Source organism: Klebsiella sp. WOUb02 (assembly GCF_050058015.1).
Taxonomy (GTDB): Bacteria; Pseudomonadota; Gammaproteobacteria; order Enterobacterales; family Enterobacteriaceae; genus Klebsiella.
This window is the reverse complement of the sequence record NZ_CP170106.1, coordinates 183,015-201,321: the sequence shown is the minus strand read 5'-3', so window position 1 is coordinate 201,321 and position 18,307 is coordinate 183,015. Positions and strand designations below refer to the sequence as shown.

Genomic DNA, 18,307 nt, shown 5'->3' with positions numbered 1-18,307 from the left:
CGGATTTAATTAAAAAGGAGAGAGCATGTCCTGGTTCGCTAACCCTGGCCGCTACGATCGGATGCAGTATCGCTACTGCGGCAAAAGCGGCCTGCAGCTTCCCGCGCTGTCGCTGGGCCTGTGGCACAACTTTAGCCACGGTAACGCCCTCGATGACCAGCGCGCTCTGCTTCGCAAGGCCTTCGATCTGGGCATTACCCATTTTGACCTGGCCAATAACTACGGGCCGCCGCCCGGCAGCGCCGAGGAAAACTTCGGCCGCCTGCTGCGCGAGGAGTTTGCCGCCCACCGTGACGAACTCATTATCTCGACCAAAGCCGGCTATTCGATGTGGCCGGGGCCCTATGGATCCGGCAGTTCGCGTAAATATCTGCTGGCCAGCCTCGACCAGAGCCTGCAGCGCATGGGGCTGGAGTACGTCGATATTTTCTATTCCCATCGCGTGGATGAGAACACGCCGATGGAGGAGACCGCCGCCGCGCTGGCGCAGGCGGTGCAGAGCGGTAAGGCCCTGTACGTCGGCATCTCCTCCTATTCGCCGGAACGCACGCAGCAGATGGCGGCGCTCCTGCGCGAGTGGAAAATTCCGCTGCTGATCCATCAGCCCTCCTATAACCTGCTTAACCGCTGGGTCGATAGCAGCGGACTGTTGGACACACTCGAGGAGAATGGCGTCGGCTGCATCGCCTTTACGCCGCTGGCGCAGGGCCTGCTGACCGGCAAGTATCTTCAGCAGATCCCGGAAGGTTCGCGGATGTTCTATGAAGGGAAACGAGATCGCGGCCTGACGGAAACGATGCTCAGCGAGTCGAACGTCCGGAGCCTGCGCCTGCTGCAGGAGATGGCGCACGATCGCGGTCAGAGCATGGCGCAAATGGCCCTGAGCTGGCTGCTGAAGGATAACCGGGTGACCTCGGTACTGATTGGCGCCAGCCGTCCGCAGCAGCTGGACGAGAACGTAAAAGCGCTGGAAAACCTGACTTTCAGCGCCGAAGAGCTGACGCAGATCGACCAGCACGTGGCCGATGGTGAGCTCAATTTGTGGCAGGCTTCGTCGGATAAGTAAACCGCTGGCCCGGTAGCTAAACGCCGCCGGGCAGCCAGGGATCAGTGCTTAACTTTGGTCAGGCGATCGAGATAGCCCATCACAAACGCCGACAGCACAAAGGTCAGGTGGATAATGACGTACCACATCAGCTTATTGTCCGGCACGTTCTTCGCGTCCATAAACACCCGCAGCAGGTGGATGGAGGAGATCGCGACGATGGCGGCGGCCACCTTATTTTTCAGCGAAGTGGCATCCATTTTCCCCAGCCAGCTGAGCTTCTCTTTGCCCTCGTTGATATCCAGCCTGAGAGACAAAGTTTTCATACCCCGAGAACATCACCATCACCAGCAGGCCGCCAACCAGCGTCATATCCACCAGCGACAGCAGGGTCAGGATCAGGTCCGACTCCCCCACGCTGAAGATCTGCGGCAGGATGTGGAGAATCTCCTGAAAAAATTTGATCGATAGCGCCACCAGCCCCAAAGAGAGACCAAAATAAACCGGTGCCAGCAGCCAGCGTGAGGCGTACATGGCATTTTCCAGAAAACGTTCCATAAGACCCTGTAAGTTAAAAAAATGAGCGGCATTATATCGCAACCCGCCAGCCTGAATGCAAGATCCCGTCGGCGCTGCGGATCGGCAGACGTAAAAAAGGCTGGCGCAAGGCCAGCCTGGGGAGAGATGTCGGTGAGGGCTACTGCGCTTTAACGGTCTCTTCGCCCACCAGACCAATCTTCAGATAGCCCGCCTGATGCAGGGTATCCATGACCTTCATCATCGTCTCATAGTCCACGGTTTTATCGGCGCGGAAGAAGACGGTGGTGTCTTTCTTACCTTCAGTCAGCGTATTCAGCGCATTAACCATAGTCTCTTCGGTAACCGGATCGTTGCCGAGGAACATGGTTTTATCCGCCTTCACCGACAGGTAGATCGGTTTTTCCGGACGCGGCAGCGGCTGGCTGGAGGACGCGGGCAGGTTCACCTTCACATCAACCGTCGCCAGCGGAGCCGCCACCATAAAGATAATCAGCAGCACGAGCATGACGTCGATAAACGGCGTCACGTTAATATCGTGCATTTCGCCGTTATCATCGAGGTTTTCGTTAAAATGCATCGCCATAAAGCATCAACCTACTCGTAATTTCTGCGCGGTACGCACCGGCGCAGTGCCGCTGGCGCTGAGGTCCAGATCGCGGCTCTGCAGCAGCAGGACCTGGGCGGCGACGTCGCCGAGAGTGGCTTTGTAGCTGCCGATCATGCGAGCGAAAACGTTATAGATAACCACCGCCGGGATAGCGGCAAACAGGCCGATTGCCGTTGCCAGCAGCGCTTCCGCGATGCCCGGGGCGACAACCGCGAGGTTGGTGGTTTGCGTCTGCGCGATGCCGATGAAGCTGTTCATGATGCCCCAGACGGTACCAAACAGGCCGACGAACGGGGAGATGGCGCCGATGGTCGCCAGGTAGCCGTTACCGCGGCCCATATAGCGACCGACAAACGCCACGCGGCGCTCAAGGCGGAAACCGGTACGTTCTTTAATACCTTCGTTATCTTCGACGCCGGCCGACAGCTCGAGCTCGTTCTGCGCTTCGTTGATAAGCTGCGAGCTCAGGCTTTTCGGATGGAAAGCGTTGGCGATATCGCTGGCCTGGTCGAGGGAGCGGGCTTCGCCGAGAAGCTGCTGTTCGCGCTTGAGGCGGCGCTTGCTGGAGAGCATTTCAGCACCTTTGCCGAAAAAGATAGCCCATGTGACTATCGACGCCAGAATCAGGCCGATCATCACGACCTTAACGACAATATCGGCATGATGATACATACCCCAAACGGAAAGATCCGCCTGCATCAAATTATTACCCACTCTGAGTCTCCAGGACGTAAATCACAAAATCTGAGCATAATAATATCAAAACGGCATCGAATTGATAGTGGTTCTCATTAGTATTTACACTGTGCAGCAAATCACGTTTATTTTCCCTGCGCTTACGCAGTAAAAAAGTGGCCGCCGGGGGATTTGGTAAAATTTTTGCCTGTATCCGCCCTAAGTCGGTACACATCCGGGTATTCATGCTAGTTTAGACGTCCAGACGTATAAAAACAGGCAAAAAACATGGCTGACAAACATCTTGATACCGCCCTGGTCCACGCCGGGCGCAGTAAAAAATATACCTTAGGATCGGTCAACAGCGTGATTCAGCGCGCTTCATCGCTGGTGTTCGACACCGTCGAAGATAAGAAACATGCCACCCGCAACCGGGCGAAGGGCGAGCTGTTTTACGGCCGTCGCGGCACGCTGACCCACTTCTCGCTGCAGGAAGCCATGTGCGAGCTGGAAGGCGGCGCCGGCTGCGCCCTGTTCCCCTGCGGCGCGGCGGCGGTGGCCAATACGATTCTGGCGTTTGTTGAGCAGGGCGACCACGTTCTGATGACCAATACCGCCTACGAGCCGAGCCAGGATTTTAGCACCAAAGTTCTTGCCAGGCTCGGCGTAAGCACCGGCTGGTTCGATCCGCTGATTGGCGCCGATATCGCCCGCCTGGTCCAGCCGAATACCCGCGTGGTGTTCCTCGAGTCTCCGGGGTCGATAACTATGGAGGTCCACGACGTTCCGGCGATCGTCGCGGCCGTACGCCGCGTTGCCCCGGAAGCGATCATCATGATCGACAACACCTGGGCGGCAGGCGTGCTGTTCAGGGCGCTGGATTTCGGCGTCGATATCTCGATTCAGGCCGGCACCAAATACCTGATCGGCCACTCCGATGCGATGGTCGGCACCGCGGTCGCCAACGCGCGCTGCTGGGACCAGCTGCGTGAGAACGCCTATCTGATGGGGCAGATGCTCGACGCGGATACCGCCTATATGACCAGCCGCGGCCTGCGCACTCTCGGCGTGCGCCTGCGTCAGCACCACGAGAGCAGCCTGCGCATCGCCGAATGGCTGGCGCAGCATCCGCAGGTGGCGCGGGTCAACCATCCAGCGCTGCCGGGCAGCAAAGGGCATGAGTTCTGGAAGCGCGACTTCACCGGCAGCAGCGGCCTGTTCTCGTTTATTCTCAATAAGCGGCTGAACGATGCCGAGCTGTCCGCTTATCTGGACAACTTCAGCCTGTTCAGCATGGCCTACTCCTGGGGCGGTTTTGAATCGCTAATCCTCGCGAACCAGCCGGAGCACATCGCCGCCATCCGCCCCGAGGCTGAAGTCGATTTCAGCGGCACGCTGATCCGCGTCCATATCGGTTTAGAAAATGTTGACGATCTGTTGGCGGATTTAGCGGCGGGCTTCGCGCGTATCGTGTAAAGTGACGGCCAGTGGCAATAATTGCGGACGTTCTGTTAGAGGCGGCCGCTTTTGTTGCGCCCGGGATCAAGGTGTTCTGGGCTCTTCAGGAGTACACTAGGCAAAAATACGGTACCACTTAGGAAAGTCCATGGTTGTTATTCAAGAGATTGTCGCCGCGCTCTGGCAACATGATTTTGCCGCATTGGCGAACCCTCACGTTGTGGGCGTTGTATATCTGGTCATGTTCGCGACCCTGTTTCTCGAGAACGGTTTGCTGCCGGCCTCATTTTTACCCGGAGACAGCCTGCTGCTGCTCGCCGGCGCGCTGATTGCTAAAGGCGTCATGGACTTTGTGCCCACCCTTGCCATTCTGACGACGGCGGCCAGCCTCGGCTGCTGGCTGAGCTATGTCCAGGGGCGCTGGCTCGGCAATACCGAGACCGTTAAGGGCTGGCTTTCCCATCTACCGCAAAAATATCATCAGCGTGCGACCTGCATGTTTGACAAGCACGGGCTGCTGGCCCTGCTGGCCGGCCGTTTCCTGGCCTTTGTCCGCACCCTGCTGCCTACGATGGCCGGTATTTCGGGGCTCTCCAACCGCCGCTTCCAGTTCTTCAACTGGCTCAGCGCGCTGCTGTGGGTCAGCGTGGTTACCGGACTCGGATATGCGCTAAGCATGATTCCTTTCGTCAAGCGCCACGAAGATCAGGTGATGACCTGCCTGATGGTACTGCCTATCGCTCTGCTGGTTGCCGGCCTGCTGGGTACGCTGGTGGTGGTCATTAAGAAAAAGTTCTGCAACGCCTGATTGACCTTCCCGGGAGGGCGCCAGCGCGCCTTCCCGCAGCGTGCGTTTCCCGTTACATCCCCTGAATCGTTCTGATCCGCGCCGCATCTTCGCCCGGCGTCATGCCAAAATAGCGCTTAAACTCCCGGCTGAACTGCGACGCGCTTTCGTAGCCTACGCGCATCGCCGCCGCGCTGGCCTTCATCCCGTCGTGGATCATCAGCATCCGCGCCTTATGCAGGCGATAGCTTTTCAGATACTGCAGCGGCGAGGTGCTGGTGACCGATTTAAAATTGTGATGAAACGCCGAGACGCTCATGTTGGCCTCCGCCGCCAGCTGATCGACGCTCAGGTTCTCGGTGTACTGGCTTTCAATGCGTTTGAGGACACGGCTGATCAGGCTGAAGTGCGTTTGCCGGCTGACCAGCGCCAGCAGCGCCCCGCCGCACGGCCCGGTCAGCACGTAGTAGAGCATCTCGCGAATAATCTGTTTGCCCAGAATGCGCGCATCCAGCGGCCGCTCCATCACGTCCAGCAGCCGTTCAGCGGCGCACAAAATCTCCTCCGAGAGCGCCGCCGAGTTGATTCCGCTCGATGCCACCGCGGGCTGGAAGCGCTCATCCTCGCCAATATCCATCAGCAGCTCCTGCAGCTGCAGAATATCCACGTTCAGCCGCAGCCCCGCCAGCGGAACCTCCGGCGTCGCGAAGGTCTCGCACTCAAACGGCAGCGGTACCGTCAGCAGCAGATATTCATTGGTGTCGTAACGGAAAGTCCGCTCATTTATATAGCCAATTTTATGACCGGAAAAGAGAAAAACGATGCCCGGCTGATACATCACCGGCGTGCGCGTTCCCGGCTGCGTGCCGTACAATAACCGAATATCAGGCAGCAGCTCGCTGAGTTTTTCTTCGTTATTTTTCAGCGTATTAACTTTTTCAGTTAGCAGCTGACAGATCCGGGAACGCTTCATTTACGATGACTCTCCAGTCGTTTTTTCACGACTTCATTGTGCGCATTCCGCAGCTTTTTCTCCAGTCCTGCGGAGAAATGGGCAAGACATCGGCAGGAATGTGCATTGAGGGTAACGGATGAGGAGACCACAATGTCCGTCATCTGGCCGGGATATCTTCTCCGTCGGCAGTTTTCTCTTATTGAGGTGATGAGCAATGAACAATTTCGATCTGTATACCCCAACCCGTATCCTGTTTGGTAAAGGCGCCATCGAAAACCTGCGCGATCAAATCCCGGCGGGAGCCCGTATTCTGGTCACCTACGGCGGCGGCAGCGTGAAAAAAACCGGCGTACTGGATCAGGCCCTGAGCGCGCTGAGCGATTTTGAGGTGCTGGAATTCGGCGGCATTGAACCGAACCCATCCTACGAAACGCTGATGAACGCGGTCAAAATTGCCCGTGAACAGCAGATCACCTTCCTGCTGGCGGTGGGCGGCGGCTCCGTGCTCGACGGGACGAAGTTTATCGCCGCGGCCGCGCATTATGATGAAAACGTCGATCCGTGGGAAATCCTTGAAACCCACGGTAAAAACGTCAAAAGCGCGATCCCGATGGGCTCCGTGCTGACCCTGCCGGCGACCGGCTCCGAGTCCAATAAAGGCGCCGTCGTTTCGCGTAAAACCACCGGCGACAAGCGCGCCTTTATGTCTTCCCACGTGCAGCCGGTGTTTGCGATCCTCGATCCGATTTACACCTACACCCTGCCGCCGCGCCAGGTTGCCAACGGCGTGGTTGACGCATTTGTCCATACCGTTGAGCAGTACGTGACCTATCCGGTTGATGGCAAAATCCAGGACCGCTTTGCCGAGGGCATCCTGCTGACCCTGATCGAAGATGGCCCGAAAGCGCTGCAAGAGCCGGAGAACTACGACGTGCGCGCCAACATTATGTGGGCCGCGACCCAGGCGTTAAACGGCCTGATCGGCGCCGGCGTTCCGCAGGACTGGGCAACGCATATGCTGGGACATGAGCTGACCGCCATGCACGGCCTTGATCATGCCCAGACTCTGGCCATCGTACTGCCGGTACTGTGGAATGAAAAACGCGATGCCAAACGCGCTAAGCTGCTGCAGTACGCCGCCCGCGTGTGGAATATTACCGAAGGTTCTGAAGATGAGCGCATCGACGCGGCCATCGCCGCAACGCGCAATTTCTTCGAACAGCTCGGCGTGCCGACTCGCCTGAGCGGCTACGGTCTCGACGGTAGCTCCATCCCGGCGCTGTTGGCTAAACTGGAAGAACACGGCATGACACAGCTCGGTGAAAACCAGGATATCACTCTCGACGTCAGCCGCCGTATTTACGAGGCTGCACGCTGATTTTCCCCTGCTGATCCCCCCTCTCCTTCGCGTCATCGGATGCGAAGGAGAGGAGTTTCACTACCGTTTTTAGCTATTTCGTCCAGACTTAATGCTACCCCTTAGCGAGATGTACCCCGCTAAGCTTCATTAACAGGAGGAAGGCATGACACATCCAACCGTGATAAAACTGCACGACGGCAACCTGATGCCACAGCTGGGCCTCGGCGTGTGGAAAGCAGGCAACGAGGAGGTCGTCTCCGCCATTCACAAGGCGCTGGAAGTCGGTTATCGCTCTTTTGACACCGCCGCCGCGTATCAAAACGAAGCCGGCGTCGGCAGCGCGCTGAGCCAGGCAGACGTCCCTCGCGATGAGTCTGTTTATCACCACCAAGCTATGGAACGACGATCAAAAACGCCCGCATGAAGCTCTGCAGGAGAGCCTGAGCAAGCTGCGGCTCGACTACGTCGATTTGTATTTAATGCACTGGCCGGTTCCGGCGATCGACCATTTCGTTGAAGCCTGGAAGGGCATGATTGAGCTACAAGAACAGGGGCTGGCCAAAAGCATTGGCGTCTGTAATTTCCAGGTCCACCACCTGCAGCGGCTGCTTGACGAAACCGGCGTCGTGCCGGTGATTAATCAGGTCGAACTCCATCCCCTGCTGCAGCAGCGCCAGCTGCACGCCTGGAACGCGACGCACAAAATTCAGACCGAATCCTGGAGCCCGCTGGCTCAGGGCGGCGAAGGCGTATTCGATCAGAAAATCGTCCGCGAGCTGGCCGACAAGTACGGTAAAACGCCGGCGCAGGTCGTGATCCGCTGGCATCTCGATAACGGCCTGGTGGTGATCCCTAAATCGGTGACCCCTTCGCGTATCGCGGAAAACTTTAACGTCTGGGATTTCCGTCTCGATAAAGACGAACTGGGAGCAATGGCGAAGCTGGATATCAACAAGCGCCTCGGGCCAGATCCTGACCAGTTTGGCGGCTAACCTTCCTACCTGACCGCAGGGCGGTTTTCGCGTATCCCGGACGGCGACGCAGCGGCCACCGTCCGGGCGACCTTATCCCTTAACTCCTTCACCCCGGCAAGCCTTGCGCTGCCGGGGAATTTCGCCTTAGCGGGACGCCGGGCGCAGGCGTTTTTTCGCGCCAACAGCAGGCGTCTGGCGCTGATGCTCAACCGGCGTATGCCTGGTCAGGGCCGGACGAATATGGCGATTCTGGCGACGCGCTTCCCGCATCTCGTCCAGCGTCGGCGCAGGCACCAGACAGTCGCGGCGTGAACCGATCAGATGCTTTTTGCCCATGGCTTCCAGCGCCTGGCGGATCAGCGCCCAGTTTGCCGGATCGTGGTAGCGCAGCAGCGCTTTATGCAGGCGGCGCTGCTTATCCCCTTTCGGCACCACCACGTCTTCGCTTTTATAGCCAATCTTACCCAGCGGGTTCTTGCCGGTGTAATACATGGTGGTTGAGTTGGCCAGCGGCGACGGATAGAAGTTCTGCACCTGATCGAGACGGAAACGGTTTTTCTTCAGCCACAGCGCCAGGTTCACCATATCTTCATCGCGAGTGCCCGGATGCGCGGAGATAAAGTACGGAATCAGATACTGCTCTTTCCCCGCCTGCTTTGAGTAGGTGTCGAACAGCTCTTTGAAGCGATCGTAGCTGCCCATCCCCGGCTTCATCATCTTCGACAGCGGGCCCTCTTCGGTATGTTCAGGGGCGATCTTCAGATAGCCGCCGACGTGGTGGGTCGCCAGCTCTTTGATATAGCGCGGATCCTCCACGGCAATGTCATAGCGCACGCCGGAGGCGATAAGGATTTTTTTGATCCCCTTCAGATCGCGGGCGCGGCGGTAGAGATTAATCGTCGGCTCGTGGTTGGTATCCATATGCGGGCAGATGTCCGGATAAACGCACGACAGGCGACGACAGGTCTGCTCCGCACGCGGCGACTTGCAGCGCAGCATATACATATTGGCCGTTGGGCCGCCGAGGTCGGAAATCACCCCGGTGAAGCCGGGAACCGTGTCGCGAATCGCCTCGATTTCGTTAACGATCGAGTCTTCGGAGCGGCTCTGAATAATGCGCCCTTCATGCTCGGTAATCGAACAGAAGGAACAGCCGCCAAAGCAGCCGCGCATAATATTGATAGAGAAGCGGATCATCTCATATGCCGGGATGCGGCTATCGCCGTACGCCGGGTGCGGAACGCGCTTATACGGCAGCGCAAACACGCTGTCCATCTCCTCCGTCGACAGCGGAATGGCCGGCGGGTTAACCCAAATATAGCGCTCGCCGTGCTTTTGCATCAGGGCGCGGGCGCAGCCGGGGTTGGTTTCATGATGAAGAATACGCGACGCGTGGGCGTACAGGACCTTATCCCCTTTGACCTTCTCAAAGGACGGCAGCAGAACATAGGTTTTTTCCCACGGTTTCGGGCGCGGCGGCTGCACGGTGACCGGTTTAACCTCTTGTTTTGCCGGCTGAACGGTTTTGTTATCCGCACACGGCAGATCTTCGCCGTACGTATGCGGGATCGGATCGATTTTGCCCGGCGTATCGAGACGGGTGGAATCGACGCCGCTCCAGCCCGGCAGCGCTTCTTTCACCATGATTGCGGTATTGCGCACGTCGCGAATCTGCGTAATCGGCTCGCCGGCGGCCAGGCGGTGCGCCACTTCTACCAGCGGACGTTCACCGTTGCCGAACATCAGCATATCGGCCTTCGAATCAACCAGCACCGAACGGCGCACGGTATCGGACCAGTAGTCATAGTGCGCGGTACGACGCAGGCTGGCCTCAATGCCGCCGAGAATAACCGGGACGTCTTTCCACGCCTCTTTACAGCGCTGGGTATAGACCAGAGTCGCGCGATCCGGGCGCTTGCCGGCGACGTTGCCCGCGGTATAGGCGTCGTCATGGCGCAGCTTGCGGTCGGCGGTGTAGCGGTTGATCATCGAGTCCATGTTGCCGGCGGTGACGCCGAAGAACAGGTTCGGTTTACCCAGACGCATAAAGTCATCTTTATTATTCCACTCCGGCTGGGAAATTATCCCAACGCGGAACCCCTGCGCCTCCAGCATGCGGCCGCAGATGGCCATACCGAAGCTTGGGTGATCGACGTAGGCATCGCCGGTGACCAGAATGATGTCGCAGCTATCCCAGCCAAGTTGATCCATCTCTTCGCGTGACATGGGTAAAAACGGCGCGGGGCCAAAACAGGCGGCCCAGTACTGCGGCCAGGAAAACAGGTCACGACCCGGTTGGATCAGGGATATTGCGCTCATATTGCTTCCGGGGAAAAATGATAAAAAAATAACCAAAGGGCGGCGATTATAAGCCGGATTGACGCATAAAATGAAGGGAGATTTTGTTACCCCGGCCGGGATTCGGCCAGGGGATGGGCGTTACGGCGCCGGATTCACCAGGATCTGGCCAATCGAGCCGCGATCGGCGAGCTCCAGGGTCTGGCTGAGGTACTGGAACGGGAAGTGTGCCCAGGAGGGCTGGGCGTAATACACCAGCAGCTCCACCTGGCCGTCGATCCAGACGGTATCTTTCCAGCCGCGATCTTCCGGGAACGGCGTGGAACCATTGACGTTGCGCACCTGGAACATCACCCCTTCGATATGGAACGACTGCGGCATGTCGGCGCGTACCGTCCAGCGCTCCCAGGTTCCCTGCAGGGCGGTAATATCGATACGCTGCGGATCCCATAGCTGACCGTTAATTCCCGGATCGTCGCCGAGGGAGATATCGCGGCTGCGGGTCGGCGTGCCGGTCAAAATTTCCGTCGGCAGCAGGCGTACCGGCAGGCTGTCGGTGACCAGCGGCAGCAGGCCCGTTGGGCGCAGGGTTAACAGCAGCGTCGAAATCAGAATGCTTGAGGGCTCGAAGAAACCGCGAATGCGATCGACGATGCTCGCCGCCTCGCCGCAGGTAATCGACACCTCATCGCCGTTGGTCATGTCCACCAGGATCTCACGCCGTTCGCCGGGAGCCAGAGAGACTGTTTCAGCGAAACCGGCGCCGGCAGAAACCCCTGATCGCCGGAGATAACGTGCAGCAGTCGGCCATCGCTCATCTGCAGCTGGTAGCGGCGGGAGTTAGAGGCGTTCAGCAGGCGCAGACGCACCCAGCCGCGCGAGACCTCCACGTACGGGCCCTGTACGCCGTTAACCAGCAGCGTATCGCCGACGAAGCCGCCGCTGCCCGGTTCGCTGTATTCCGGCGTGCCGAAATTATCCAGCCGCTTGTCCTGAATGATGACCGGAAAGTCATCCACGCCGTAGTGGTTAGGAATGGGAAGATTTTTGCTGACCTCGTCTTCCACCAGCCACATCCCCGCCAGGCCGTTATAGACCTGTTTGGCCATATGGTTTGGCGTATTCGCCTGATACCACAGGGTAGCGGCGCTCTGGCGGATGGGCAGCACCGGCGCCCAGTCGGCGTTCGGCGACATCATGCGCGCCGCGCCGCCAATTAGCGGGCCGGGAACCTGCAGGCCGCGAATGGTCATAGCGACGTTTTCCGTCAGCCGGTTGCTATAAATCAGCTTAACGTCATCGCCGTTCCACACGCGAATCGTCGGCCCAAGATAGCGACCGTTTACGCCCCACACCGACGCGCGGGTGCCCGGCGTAAACGACCAGTGCGCGCGCTGCAGGGTCAAAAACAGCGGCTGGCCGCGGCGCGACTCGAGCAGCGGAGGAACGGGCAGTTCTGGCTGCTGGCCGGCGGCATGTGCGTTCAGCGGCACGGCTCCCGCGCACAGCGCTACGCCTGAAGCCTTAATAAACTGACGCCGACTGAGTGACATATTAACTCCATGAAATACTGACAAATCAGAAAGGGAATTCGTTTCCCGCTAGCACCAGGCCCGCGCTATCGCGGCGTTTCCTGTCTATTTCTTACCCGCGGCTTCGCGCTCCGCGACTTCGCGATCCAGCTCTTCAATCTTCGCGGCCATCAGCTCGCGGCAGTGTTTCGCCAGCGCGCGCACGCCGTCTTTACCAAACTCGCTGGTATCAACCGGCGGCAGCATCTCAACAATGACCAGGCCGTTATTCAGGCGATTGAGTTTAATTTTATTCGAAGTATTAGAAACGCATACCGGAATAATCGGCACGCCAGCGGCGATAGCCGCGTGAAAAGCGCCGGTTTTAAACGGCAGCAGGCCGCGGCCGCGGCTGCGCGTTCCTTCCGGGAACATCCAAAAAGATATTTTGCGTTTTTTAAACGTATTCACCACCTGAGCGATCGTCCCGTGCGCCTTCGCCCGGTTATTACGATCGATCAGCAGGTTCCCCGTCAACCAGTACAGCAGGCCAAAGAACGGCACCCACACCAGACTCTTTTTACCCACGGTGACGGTTGGCGGCTGCACGATGTTTGCTGCCGTCACCATATCATAGTTGTTCTGGTGATTAGCGATGTATATCGCGTTGCCGTAGCTTTGTGCATCGGCGGGCTTGCGCGTTTCCACCTTCAGACCGAATACCGGAGAGAGTCGGCCAAAAAGATGGCCGAAGGTCGCCACGTGTTTCGGGTTACGCGGACTGAATAAGCAGTAAATACAGCCAAATATGCAGACAAAAATACAGTAAATAACAACGATAATTAGTCGAAAAATAAATAGCATAGCTACCTCTAAAACCCAAACCGCTGAAAATAATACCCGTGATACCGCAGGCTGCGCTCTCCGACCCTTGCGGGCCGCCGCGGGTATTAATCAGGATACAGATTCGTTATTCGCCCGTTGAAGACGCCGGGAGCGACTGACCACCCGGCATATCTTGAATGATTTTGCGTCTATTGTTAATCGCAACGACCGAATAAACAACGGTTTGGCGGCAAATGTTAACACCCTCCCCCGTGGAGGAGGATGCCCATATTACTCTTCGCTATCGCCCGCCGAGGCGCGATGAGGCGAATCAACGTCCACGCGATCGATTTTCTGCAGCCCGCGCATCAGCGAACCGCGGCGACCGCGCTCGCCGGTGACTTTTTGCAGCTCTTCCGGACGCAGTTTGATCTTGCGTTTGCCGACGTGGATGGTCAGCGTACTCTGCGGCGGCAGGACGAACAGATACGCCAGGCCATCCTGCCCGGAAGCGGCATCCGCAGACGGAATATTGATAATTTTATTGCCCTTGCCTTTCGACAGACTGCGGCAGATCGCTGACCGGGAACATCAGCATGCGCCCGGCAGAAGTAATGGCCAGCAGCATATCGGACTCGTCTTCAATCACCAGCGGCGGCATCACCCGCGCATTTTCCGGCAGCGAGATCAGCGCCTTACCGGCGCGGTTGCGCGCGATGAGGTCGTTGAAGGTGCAGACAAAGCCGTAGCCGGCGTCGGAGGCCATCAGCAGCTTCTGGTCGTCGCCTTCCATCAGCATATGTTCGACGCTGGCGCCCGGCGGCAGCGTGAGCTTGCCGGTAATCGGCTCGCCCTGGCCGCGGGCCGACGGCAGCGTAATCGGGTCGATGGCGTAGCTGCGCCCGGTGGTATCAATAAACACCACCGGCTGATTGCTCTTGCCCTTCGACGAGGCTTTCCAGCTGTCGCCGGCTTTATAGCTTAGCCCCTGAGCGTCAATGTCGTGGCCTTTGGCGCTGCGCACCCAGCCCATTTGCGACAGCACGATGGTTACCGGCTCGGACGGCAGCATATCGTGCTCGCTCATCGCCTTCGCTTCTTCACGCTCGCGCAGCGGCGAACGACGGTCGTCGCCAAACGTGTCGGCGTCGGCCTGCAGCTCTCTCTTCAGCAGGTTATTCATTTTGCGCTCGGACGCCAGAATAGCCTGCAGATTATCGCGCTCTTTTTCCAGTTCGCCCTGCTCGCCGCGGATTTTCATCTCTTCCAGCTTAGCAAGATGACGCAGCTTCAGTTCGAGGATCGCTTCCGCCTGCGTTTCGCTGATGCCAAAGCGCGACATCAGCGCCGGCTTGGGCTCATCTTCACGGCGGATGATTTCGATGACTTCATCGATGTTCAGGAACGCAACCAGCAAACCCTCAAGGATGTGCAGGCGCTTGAGCACCTTCTCCAGACGATAGTTCAGGCGGCGACGGACGGTATCGCGACGGAAGGTGAGCCACTCCGTCAGGATCTCCAGCAGGTTTTTGACCGCCGGGCGGTTGTCCAGGCCAATCATGTTCAGGTTGATGCGGTAGCTTTTTTCGAGATCGGTGGTCGCGAACAGGTGGTTCATGACCTGATCCATATCCACGCGATTAGAGCGCGGGACGATCACCAGACGGGTCGGGTTTTCGTGATCCGACTCGTCGCGCAGATCGTCAACCATCGGCAGCTTTTTATTACGCATCTGGGCGGCGATTTGCTCCAGCACGCGGGCGCCGGAAACCTGATGCGGCAGCGCGTTAATCACCACCGCGCCGTCCTCTTTCTTCCACACCGCGCGCATGCGCACCGAGCCGCGGCCGTTCTGATAGATTTTGCGGATCTCGGCGCGCGGGGTAATGATTTCAGCTTCGGTGGGGTAATCCGGTCCGTGAACGATATCCAGCAGCTCGTCGAGCGAAGTCTGCGGCTTTTCAATCAGGGCGATGGCCGCTTTGGCCACTTCGCGCAGGTTGTGCGGCGGAATATCGGTTGCCATCCCGACGGCGATACCGGTGGTGCCGTTGAGCAGAATATTCGGCAAACGCGCAGGCAGCATTTTCGGCTCCTGCATCGTACCGTCAAAGTTAGGCACCCAGTCAACGGTTCCCTGACCCAGCTCGCCCAGCAGCAGCTCCGCATACTTTGACAGGCGGGATTCGGTATAACGCATCGCGGCGAAGGATTTGGGATCGTCCGGGGCGCCCCAGTTGCCCTGACCGTCCACCAGCGGGTAGCGGTAAGAGAACGGCTGCGCCATCAGCACCATTGCCTCATAGCAGGCGCTATCGCCGTGCGGGTGATATTTACCCAGCACGTCGCCGACGGTGCGGGCGGATTTTTTGAATTTAGCGCTGGCGTTCAGACCCAGTTCGGACATCGCATAAACGATGCGCCGCTGGACCGGTTTCAGGCCATCGCCAATGAACGGCAACGCCCTGTCCATGATGACGTACATGGAATAGTTCAGGTAGGCGTTTTCCGTAAATTCATGCAGCGCAAGGCGCTCTGCCATATCGCTCATTAATCGTGAATCCTCAATCTGCGTACCGACCGTTCGGGCGGCAAAACTACCCGCGATAATACCCTATCTAACGCCCTGAGTCACAGGGCGTTAGACCGGTTGAGAATTCTGCTATGCGGAGCGGCAGCGGCGCCCCGCTCAGAGGCTTTACGGGGCGACTTTGCTTAGCTGCTTCACGTCGATTTCTACCGAGTTCCAGTCCTTATCGACCTCACCCTGAATTTCCACCGTATCCTTCGGCGTCACGGTGACGCCATTCCAGCGCTTGTGGTCAATATCGACATTCACCGTGCCGGAAGCATCCTGAAATTTGTACAGGTCGTCGGAAATACGCTCAACGATTTTACCGCGCAGGGTCACCCAGGCATCGTCGCGCAGGGATTTCGCATTCTCTACCGTCGTCACGCTGCCGTTCGGGCCAATAAAGCCGCCCTTTTGCGCGGCGCTCTGGCTGGGTTGCGTTGCACCAGGGCCGGAGAAACCACCCGGTTCGGCAGCCAGTACCGGCATAGAAACTAAAGCAACGATCGCGGTCATTGCGGCGATTTTCTTCATGATGTGTTCTCCCTTGATGTTGATATCGCCACCATTAAAGCTGGCAAAACTTAACAACTTCTTAAGCGGGAAAAAGAAATTTTATTGCTGTACAGAGGGCGCCGCAACGCGTTTTACTGCGCGTATATCCGCGAGCCACAGGAGCAGGCCAATGCGTATTTTACTGGTGGAAGACGACAAACTCATCGGCGACGGCATCAAGGCCGGGCTGAGTAAAATGGGCTTCAGCCTCGACTGGTTCACCCGCGGCGAAGAGGGAAAAGCCGCGCTCTACGCCGCCCCCTATGACGCGGTCATCCTCGATCTGACGCTGCCCGGCATCGACGGTCTCGATATCCTGCGCGAATGGCGCGATAAAGGTCACCACCAGCCGGTGCTGATCCTCACCGCGCGCGATGCGCTCAGCCAGCGGGTTGAGGGGCTGCGGCTCGGCGCCGATGACTATCTGTGTAAGCCTTTCGCGCTTATTGAGGTCGCTGCCCGCCTCGAAGCGCTGGTGCGTCGCGCCCACGGCCAGAGCAGCAGCGAACTGCGCCACGGCAACGTCACTCTCGACCCCGGCCGCCTGACGGTCACCCTCGCGGGGGAGCCGCTGGCGCTGAAGCCCAAAGAGTTCGCCCTGCTCGAACTGCTGATGCGTAACGCCGGGCGCGTGCTGCCGCGTAAACTCATTGAAGAAAAGCTCTATAGCTGGGACGACGATGTCTCCAGCAACGCCGTGGAGGTCCACGTACACCATCTGCGCCGCAAGCTCGGCAGCGAGTTTATCCGCACCGTCCACGGCATTGGCTACACCCTGGGGGACGCATGAAGCGGCTGGGTCGGCTAAGCCTGCGCGTTCGCCTGACGCTGCTTTTTTTCCTGCTCACCGGCCTGGCCTGGGGAAGCGCCTCGTTTATTGCCTGGCAGCAGACCACCCACCAGTTGGATAAGCTGTTTGATACCCAGCAGCTGCTGTTTGCCCGTCGTCTGAGCGCGATGAATTTCGACGAGCTGCATACTTCTCCCCCGCAGGTGCGGACGAAAAAGAAGGTCAGGCATGGCCACCTTGACGACGACGCGCTGGCCTTCGCCATTTTTAGCGCCGACGGCAAAATGGTGCTGCACGATAGCGAAAACGGCGAGGATATTCCGGGGGATAAGCGACGGGAAGGCTTCAGCGACGGCTACCTGCATAACGATGATGATGAGTGGCGCTTCCTGCAGCTCACCACCGCCGACGGCCGCTACCGCATTGTCGTCGGCCAGGAGTGGGACTACCGCCGGGAGATGGCGCTGGATATCGTCAGCTCGCAGCTGACTCCCTGGCTGGTGGCTCTGCCGCTGATGTTTCTGCTGCTGATCGTCCTGCTCAGCCGGGAGCTGGCGCCGCTCAAGCGGCTCGCCCGCACCCTGCGCCTGCGCGCGCCGGATTCGGCAGAATCGCTTAACGTCGCCAGGATCCCCAGCGAGGTCCGCCCGCTGGTCGATGCGCTGGATCAGCTGTTTGCCCGAACTCACGACGCTATGATCCGCGAGCGCCGCTTTACCTCAGACGCCGCCCACGAGCTGCGTAGCCCGCTGGCGGCGCTGAAGGTGCAAACCGAGGTGGCCCAGCTGTCAATGGACGACCCGCAGGGCCGTGAAAGGGCGCTGGCGCAGCTGCACGTCGGGATCGATCGCGCTACCCGGCTGGTCGATCAGCTGCTGACGCTGTCGCGCCTCGACTCCCTGGCCGCGCTCGAAGACGTGGATAGCGTCGCCATCGACGAGCTGCTGCAGTCAGCGGTGATGGAGATGTACCATCCGGCGCAGCAGGCGGGCGTTGAGCTCCGCCTGCATCCGCACGCCGCGAAGGTGACGCGCGTGGGTCAACCGCTGCTGCTTGGCCTGCTGGTGCGTAACCTGCTGGATAACGCCGTACGCTACAGCCCGCGCGGAAGCCGGGTGGATATCATCCTCGACGCCCGCGGGTTTCGCGTTTGCGATAACGGCCCGGGCATCAGCGCCGAAGCGCTGGCGCGTATCGGCGAGCGCTTTTATCGCCCTCCCGGCCAGGATGAGCCGGGCAGCGGGCTGGGGCTATCTATCGTCCGCCGCATCGCCGCCCTGCACAGCATGACGATTACCTTCGATAACGCCCCCGGCGGCGGCTTTGAGGCGCGGGTCGTCTGGTAGCGGGATTAT

At 58.9% G+C, this 18,307-nt stretch carries 11 protein-coding genes and 5 pseudogenes; 7 read left to right on the top strand and 9 right to left on the bottom strand.

Annotated features, from left to right (window positions below; genetic code table 11):
• Window positions 1–25 precede the first annotated feature (25 nt).
• Window positions 26–1,066, top strand: a complete 1,041-nt coding sequence (gene mgrA / locus ABOC21_RS03030; protein ID WP_426812393.1) for an L-glyceraldehyde 3-phosphate reductase — start codon at window positions 26–28, stop codon at window positions 1,064–1,066.
• A 41-nt stretch (window positions 1,067–1,107) separates the two neighbouring features.
• Here mgrA and ABOC21_RS03025 read toward each other — a convergent pair.
• The 3 genes and pseudogenes from ABOC21_RS03025 to exbB all read right to left on the bottom strand — a co-directional run bounded on the left by ABOC21_RS03025 (window position 1,108) and on the right by exbB (window position 2,906).
• Window positions 1,108–1,603, bottom strand: a pseudogene (locus ABOC21_RS03025) (TIGR00645 family protein).
• 139 nt (window positions 1,604–1,742) lie between these two features.
• The gene (gene exbD, locus ABOC21_RS03020) at window positions 1,743–2,168 is read right to left on the bottom strand and encodes a TonB system transport protein ExbD (protein ID WP_426812392.1); all 426 of its coding nucleotides are present in this window, start codon (window positions 2,166–2,168) and stop codon (window positions 1,743–1,745) included.
• A 6-nt stretch (window positions 2,169–2,174) separates the two neighbouring features.
• The gene (gene exbB / locus ABOC21_RS03015) at window positions 2,175–2,906 is read right to left on the bottom strand and encodes a tol-pal system-associated acyl-CoA thioesterase (RefSeq protein ID WP_426812391.1); all 732 of its coding nucleotides are present in this window, start codon (window positions 2,904–2,906) and stop codon (window positions 2,175–2,177) included.
• A 249-nt stretch (window positions 2,907–3,155) separates the two neighbouring features.
• On the opposite strand from exbB, the gene metC reads away from it, so the two are divergent.
• On the top strand, window positions 3,156–4,343 hold the full coding sequence (gene metC, locus ABOC21_RS03010; RefSeq protein WP_426812390.1) for a cystathionine beta-lyase: 1,188 nt from the start codon (window positions 3,156–3,158) through the stop codon (window positions 4,341–4,343).
• 130 nt (window positions 4,344–4,473) lie between these two features.
• Window positions 4,474–5,133, top strand: a complete 660-nt coding sequence (yghB, locus tag ABOC21_RS03005; RefSeq protein ID WP_426812389.1) for a DedA family general envelope maintenance protein YghB — start codon at window positions 4,474–4,476, stop codon at window positions 5,131–5,133.
• Between the two features lie 52 nt (window positions 5,134–5,185).
• On the opposite strand, the gene ABOC21_RS03000 is transcribed toward yghB, so the two are convergent.
• The gene (locus ABOC21_RS03000; RefSeq protein WP_426812388.1) at window positions 5,186–6,085 is read right to left on the bottom strand and encodes an AraC family transcriptional regulator; all 900 of its coding nucleotides are present in this window, start codon (window positions 6,083–6,085) and stop codon (window positions 5,186–5,188) included.
• A gap of 196 nt (window positions 6,086–6,281) precedes the next feature.
• On the opposite strand from ABOC21_RS03000, the gene yqhD reads away from it, so the two are divergent.
• Entirely contained in the window at window positions 6,282–7,445 is a 1,164-nt protein-coding gene (gene yqhD, locus ABOC21_RS02995; RefSeq protein ID WP_426812387.1) for an alcohol dehydrogenase, read from the top strand.
• Window positions 7,446–7,590: 145 nt separating this feature from the next.
• Window positions 7,591–8,419, top strand: a pseudogene (gene dkgA / locus ABOC21_RS02990) (2,5-didehydrogluconate reductase DkgA).
• 119 nt (window positions 8,420–8,538) lie between these two features.
• On the opposite strand, the pseudogene ABOC21_RS02985 reads toward dkgA, so the two are convergent.
• The 5 genes and pseudogenes from ABOC21_RS02985 to ABOC21_RS02965 form a co-directional block, all read right to left on the bottom strand.
• Window positions 8,539–10,822: pseudogene (locus ABOC21_RS02985) on the bottom strand (YgiQ family radical SAM protein); the annotation flags it as partial.
• Window positions 10,823–10,840: 18 nt separating this feature from the next.
• Window positions 10,841–12,252 (bottom strand): annotated as a pseudogene (gene ftsP / locus ABOC21_RS02980) (cell division protein FtsP).
• 84 nt (window positions 12,253–12,336) lie between these two features.
• On the bottom strand, window positions 12,337–13,074 hold the full coding sequence (gene plsC / locus ABOC21_RS02975) for a 1-acylglycerol-3-phosphate O-acyltransferase (RefSeq protein WP_426812386.1): 738 nt from the start codon (window positions 13,072–13,074) through the stop codon (window positions 12,337–12,339).
• 252 nt (window positions 13,075–13,326) lie between these two features.
• A pseudogene (gene parC / locus ABOC21_RS02970) lies at window positions 13,327–15,586 on the bottom strand (DNA topoisomerase IV subunit A).
• A 147-nt stretch (window positions 15,587–15,733) separates the two neighbouring features.
• Window positions 15,734–16,141 carry a YgiW/YdeI family stress tolerance OB fold protein gene (locus ABOC21_RS02965; RefSeq protein ID WP_426812385.1) on the bottom strand — a complete coding sequence of 136 codons (408 nt, stop codon included), beginning with the start codon at window positions 16,139–16,141 and terminating at the stop codon, window positions 15,734–15,736.
• Between the two features lie 151 nt (window positions 16,142–16,292).
• Between ABOC21_RS02965 and qseB the strand changes: the two genes are divergently transcribed.
• Together qseB and qseC are read left to right on the top strand one after the other, a co-directional pair.
• A complete protein-coding gene (gene qseB / locus ABOC21_RS02960) occupies window positions 16,293–16,952 on the top strand; it encodes a quorum sensing response regulator transcription factor QseB (protein ID WP_426812384.1) in 660 nt (219 codons plus the stop codon).
• Window positions 16,949–18,298: a quorum sensing histidine kinase QseC gene (gene qseC, locus ABOC21_RS02955; RefSeq protein WP_426812383.1), complete on the top strand. Its 1,350-nt coding sequence runs from the start codon at window positions 16,949–16,951 to the stop codon at window positions 18,296–18,298. Before qseB ends, qseC begins: the two co-directional genes overlap by 4 nt.
• Window positions 18,299–18,307 lie beyond the last annotated feature (9 nt).

What these genes read in the sequence shown, in the direction of transcription:
- qseC (WP_426812383.1), top strand. Translation starts at nt 16,949, where the DNA reads ATGAAGCGGCTGGGTCGGCTAAGCCTGCGCGTTCGCCTGACGCTGCTT.
- yqhD (WP_426812387.1), top strand. Translation starts at nt 6,282, where the DNA reads ATGAACAATTTCGATCTGTATACCCCAACCCGTATCCTGTTTGGTAAA.
- exbD (WP_426812392.1), bottom strand. Translation starts at nt 2,168, where the DNA reads ATGGCGATGCATTTTAACGAAAACCTCGATGATAACGGCGAAATGCAC.
- metC (WP_426812390.1), top strand. Translation starts at nt 3,156, where the DNA reads ATGGCTGACAAACATCTTGATACCGCCCTGGTCCACGCCGGGCGCAGT.
- yghB (WP_426812389.1), top strand. Translation starts at nt 4,474, where the DNA reads ATGGTTGTTATTCAAGAGATTGTCGCCGCGCTCTGGCAACATGATTTT.
- mgrA (WP_426812393.1), top strand. Translation starts at nt 26, where the DNA reads ATGTCCTGGTTCGCTAACCCTGGCCGCTACGATCGGATGCAGTATCGC.
- plsC (WP_426812386.1), bottom strand. Translation starts at nt 13,074, where the DNA reads ATGCTATTTATTTTTCGACTAATTATCGTTGTTATTTACTGTATTTTT.
- qseB (WP_426812384.1), top strand. Translation starts at nt 16,293, where the DNA reads ATGCGTATTTTACTGGTGGAAGACGACAAACTCATCGGCGACGGCATC.
- ABOC21_RS02965 (WP_426812385.1), bottom strand. Translation starts at nt 16,141, where the DNA reads ATGAAGAAAATCGCCGCAATGACCGCGATCGTTGCTTTAGTTTCTATG.
- ABOC21_RS03000 (WP_426812388.1), bottom strand. Translation starts at nt 6,085, where the DNA reads ATGAAGCGTTCCCGGATCTGTCAGCTGCTAACTGAAAAAGTTAATACG.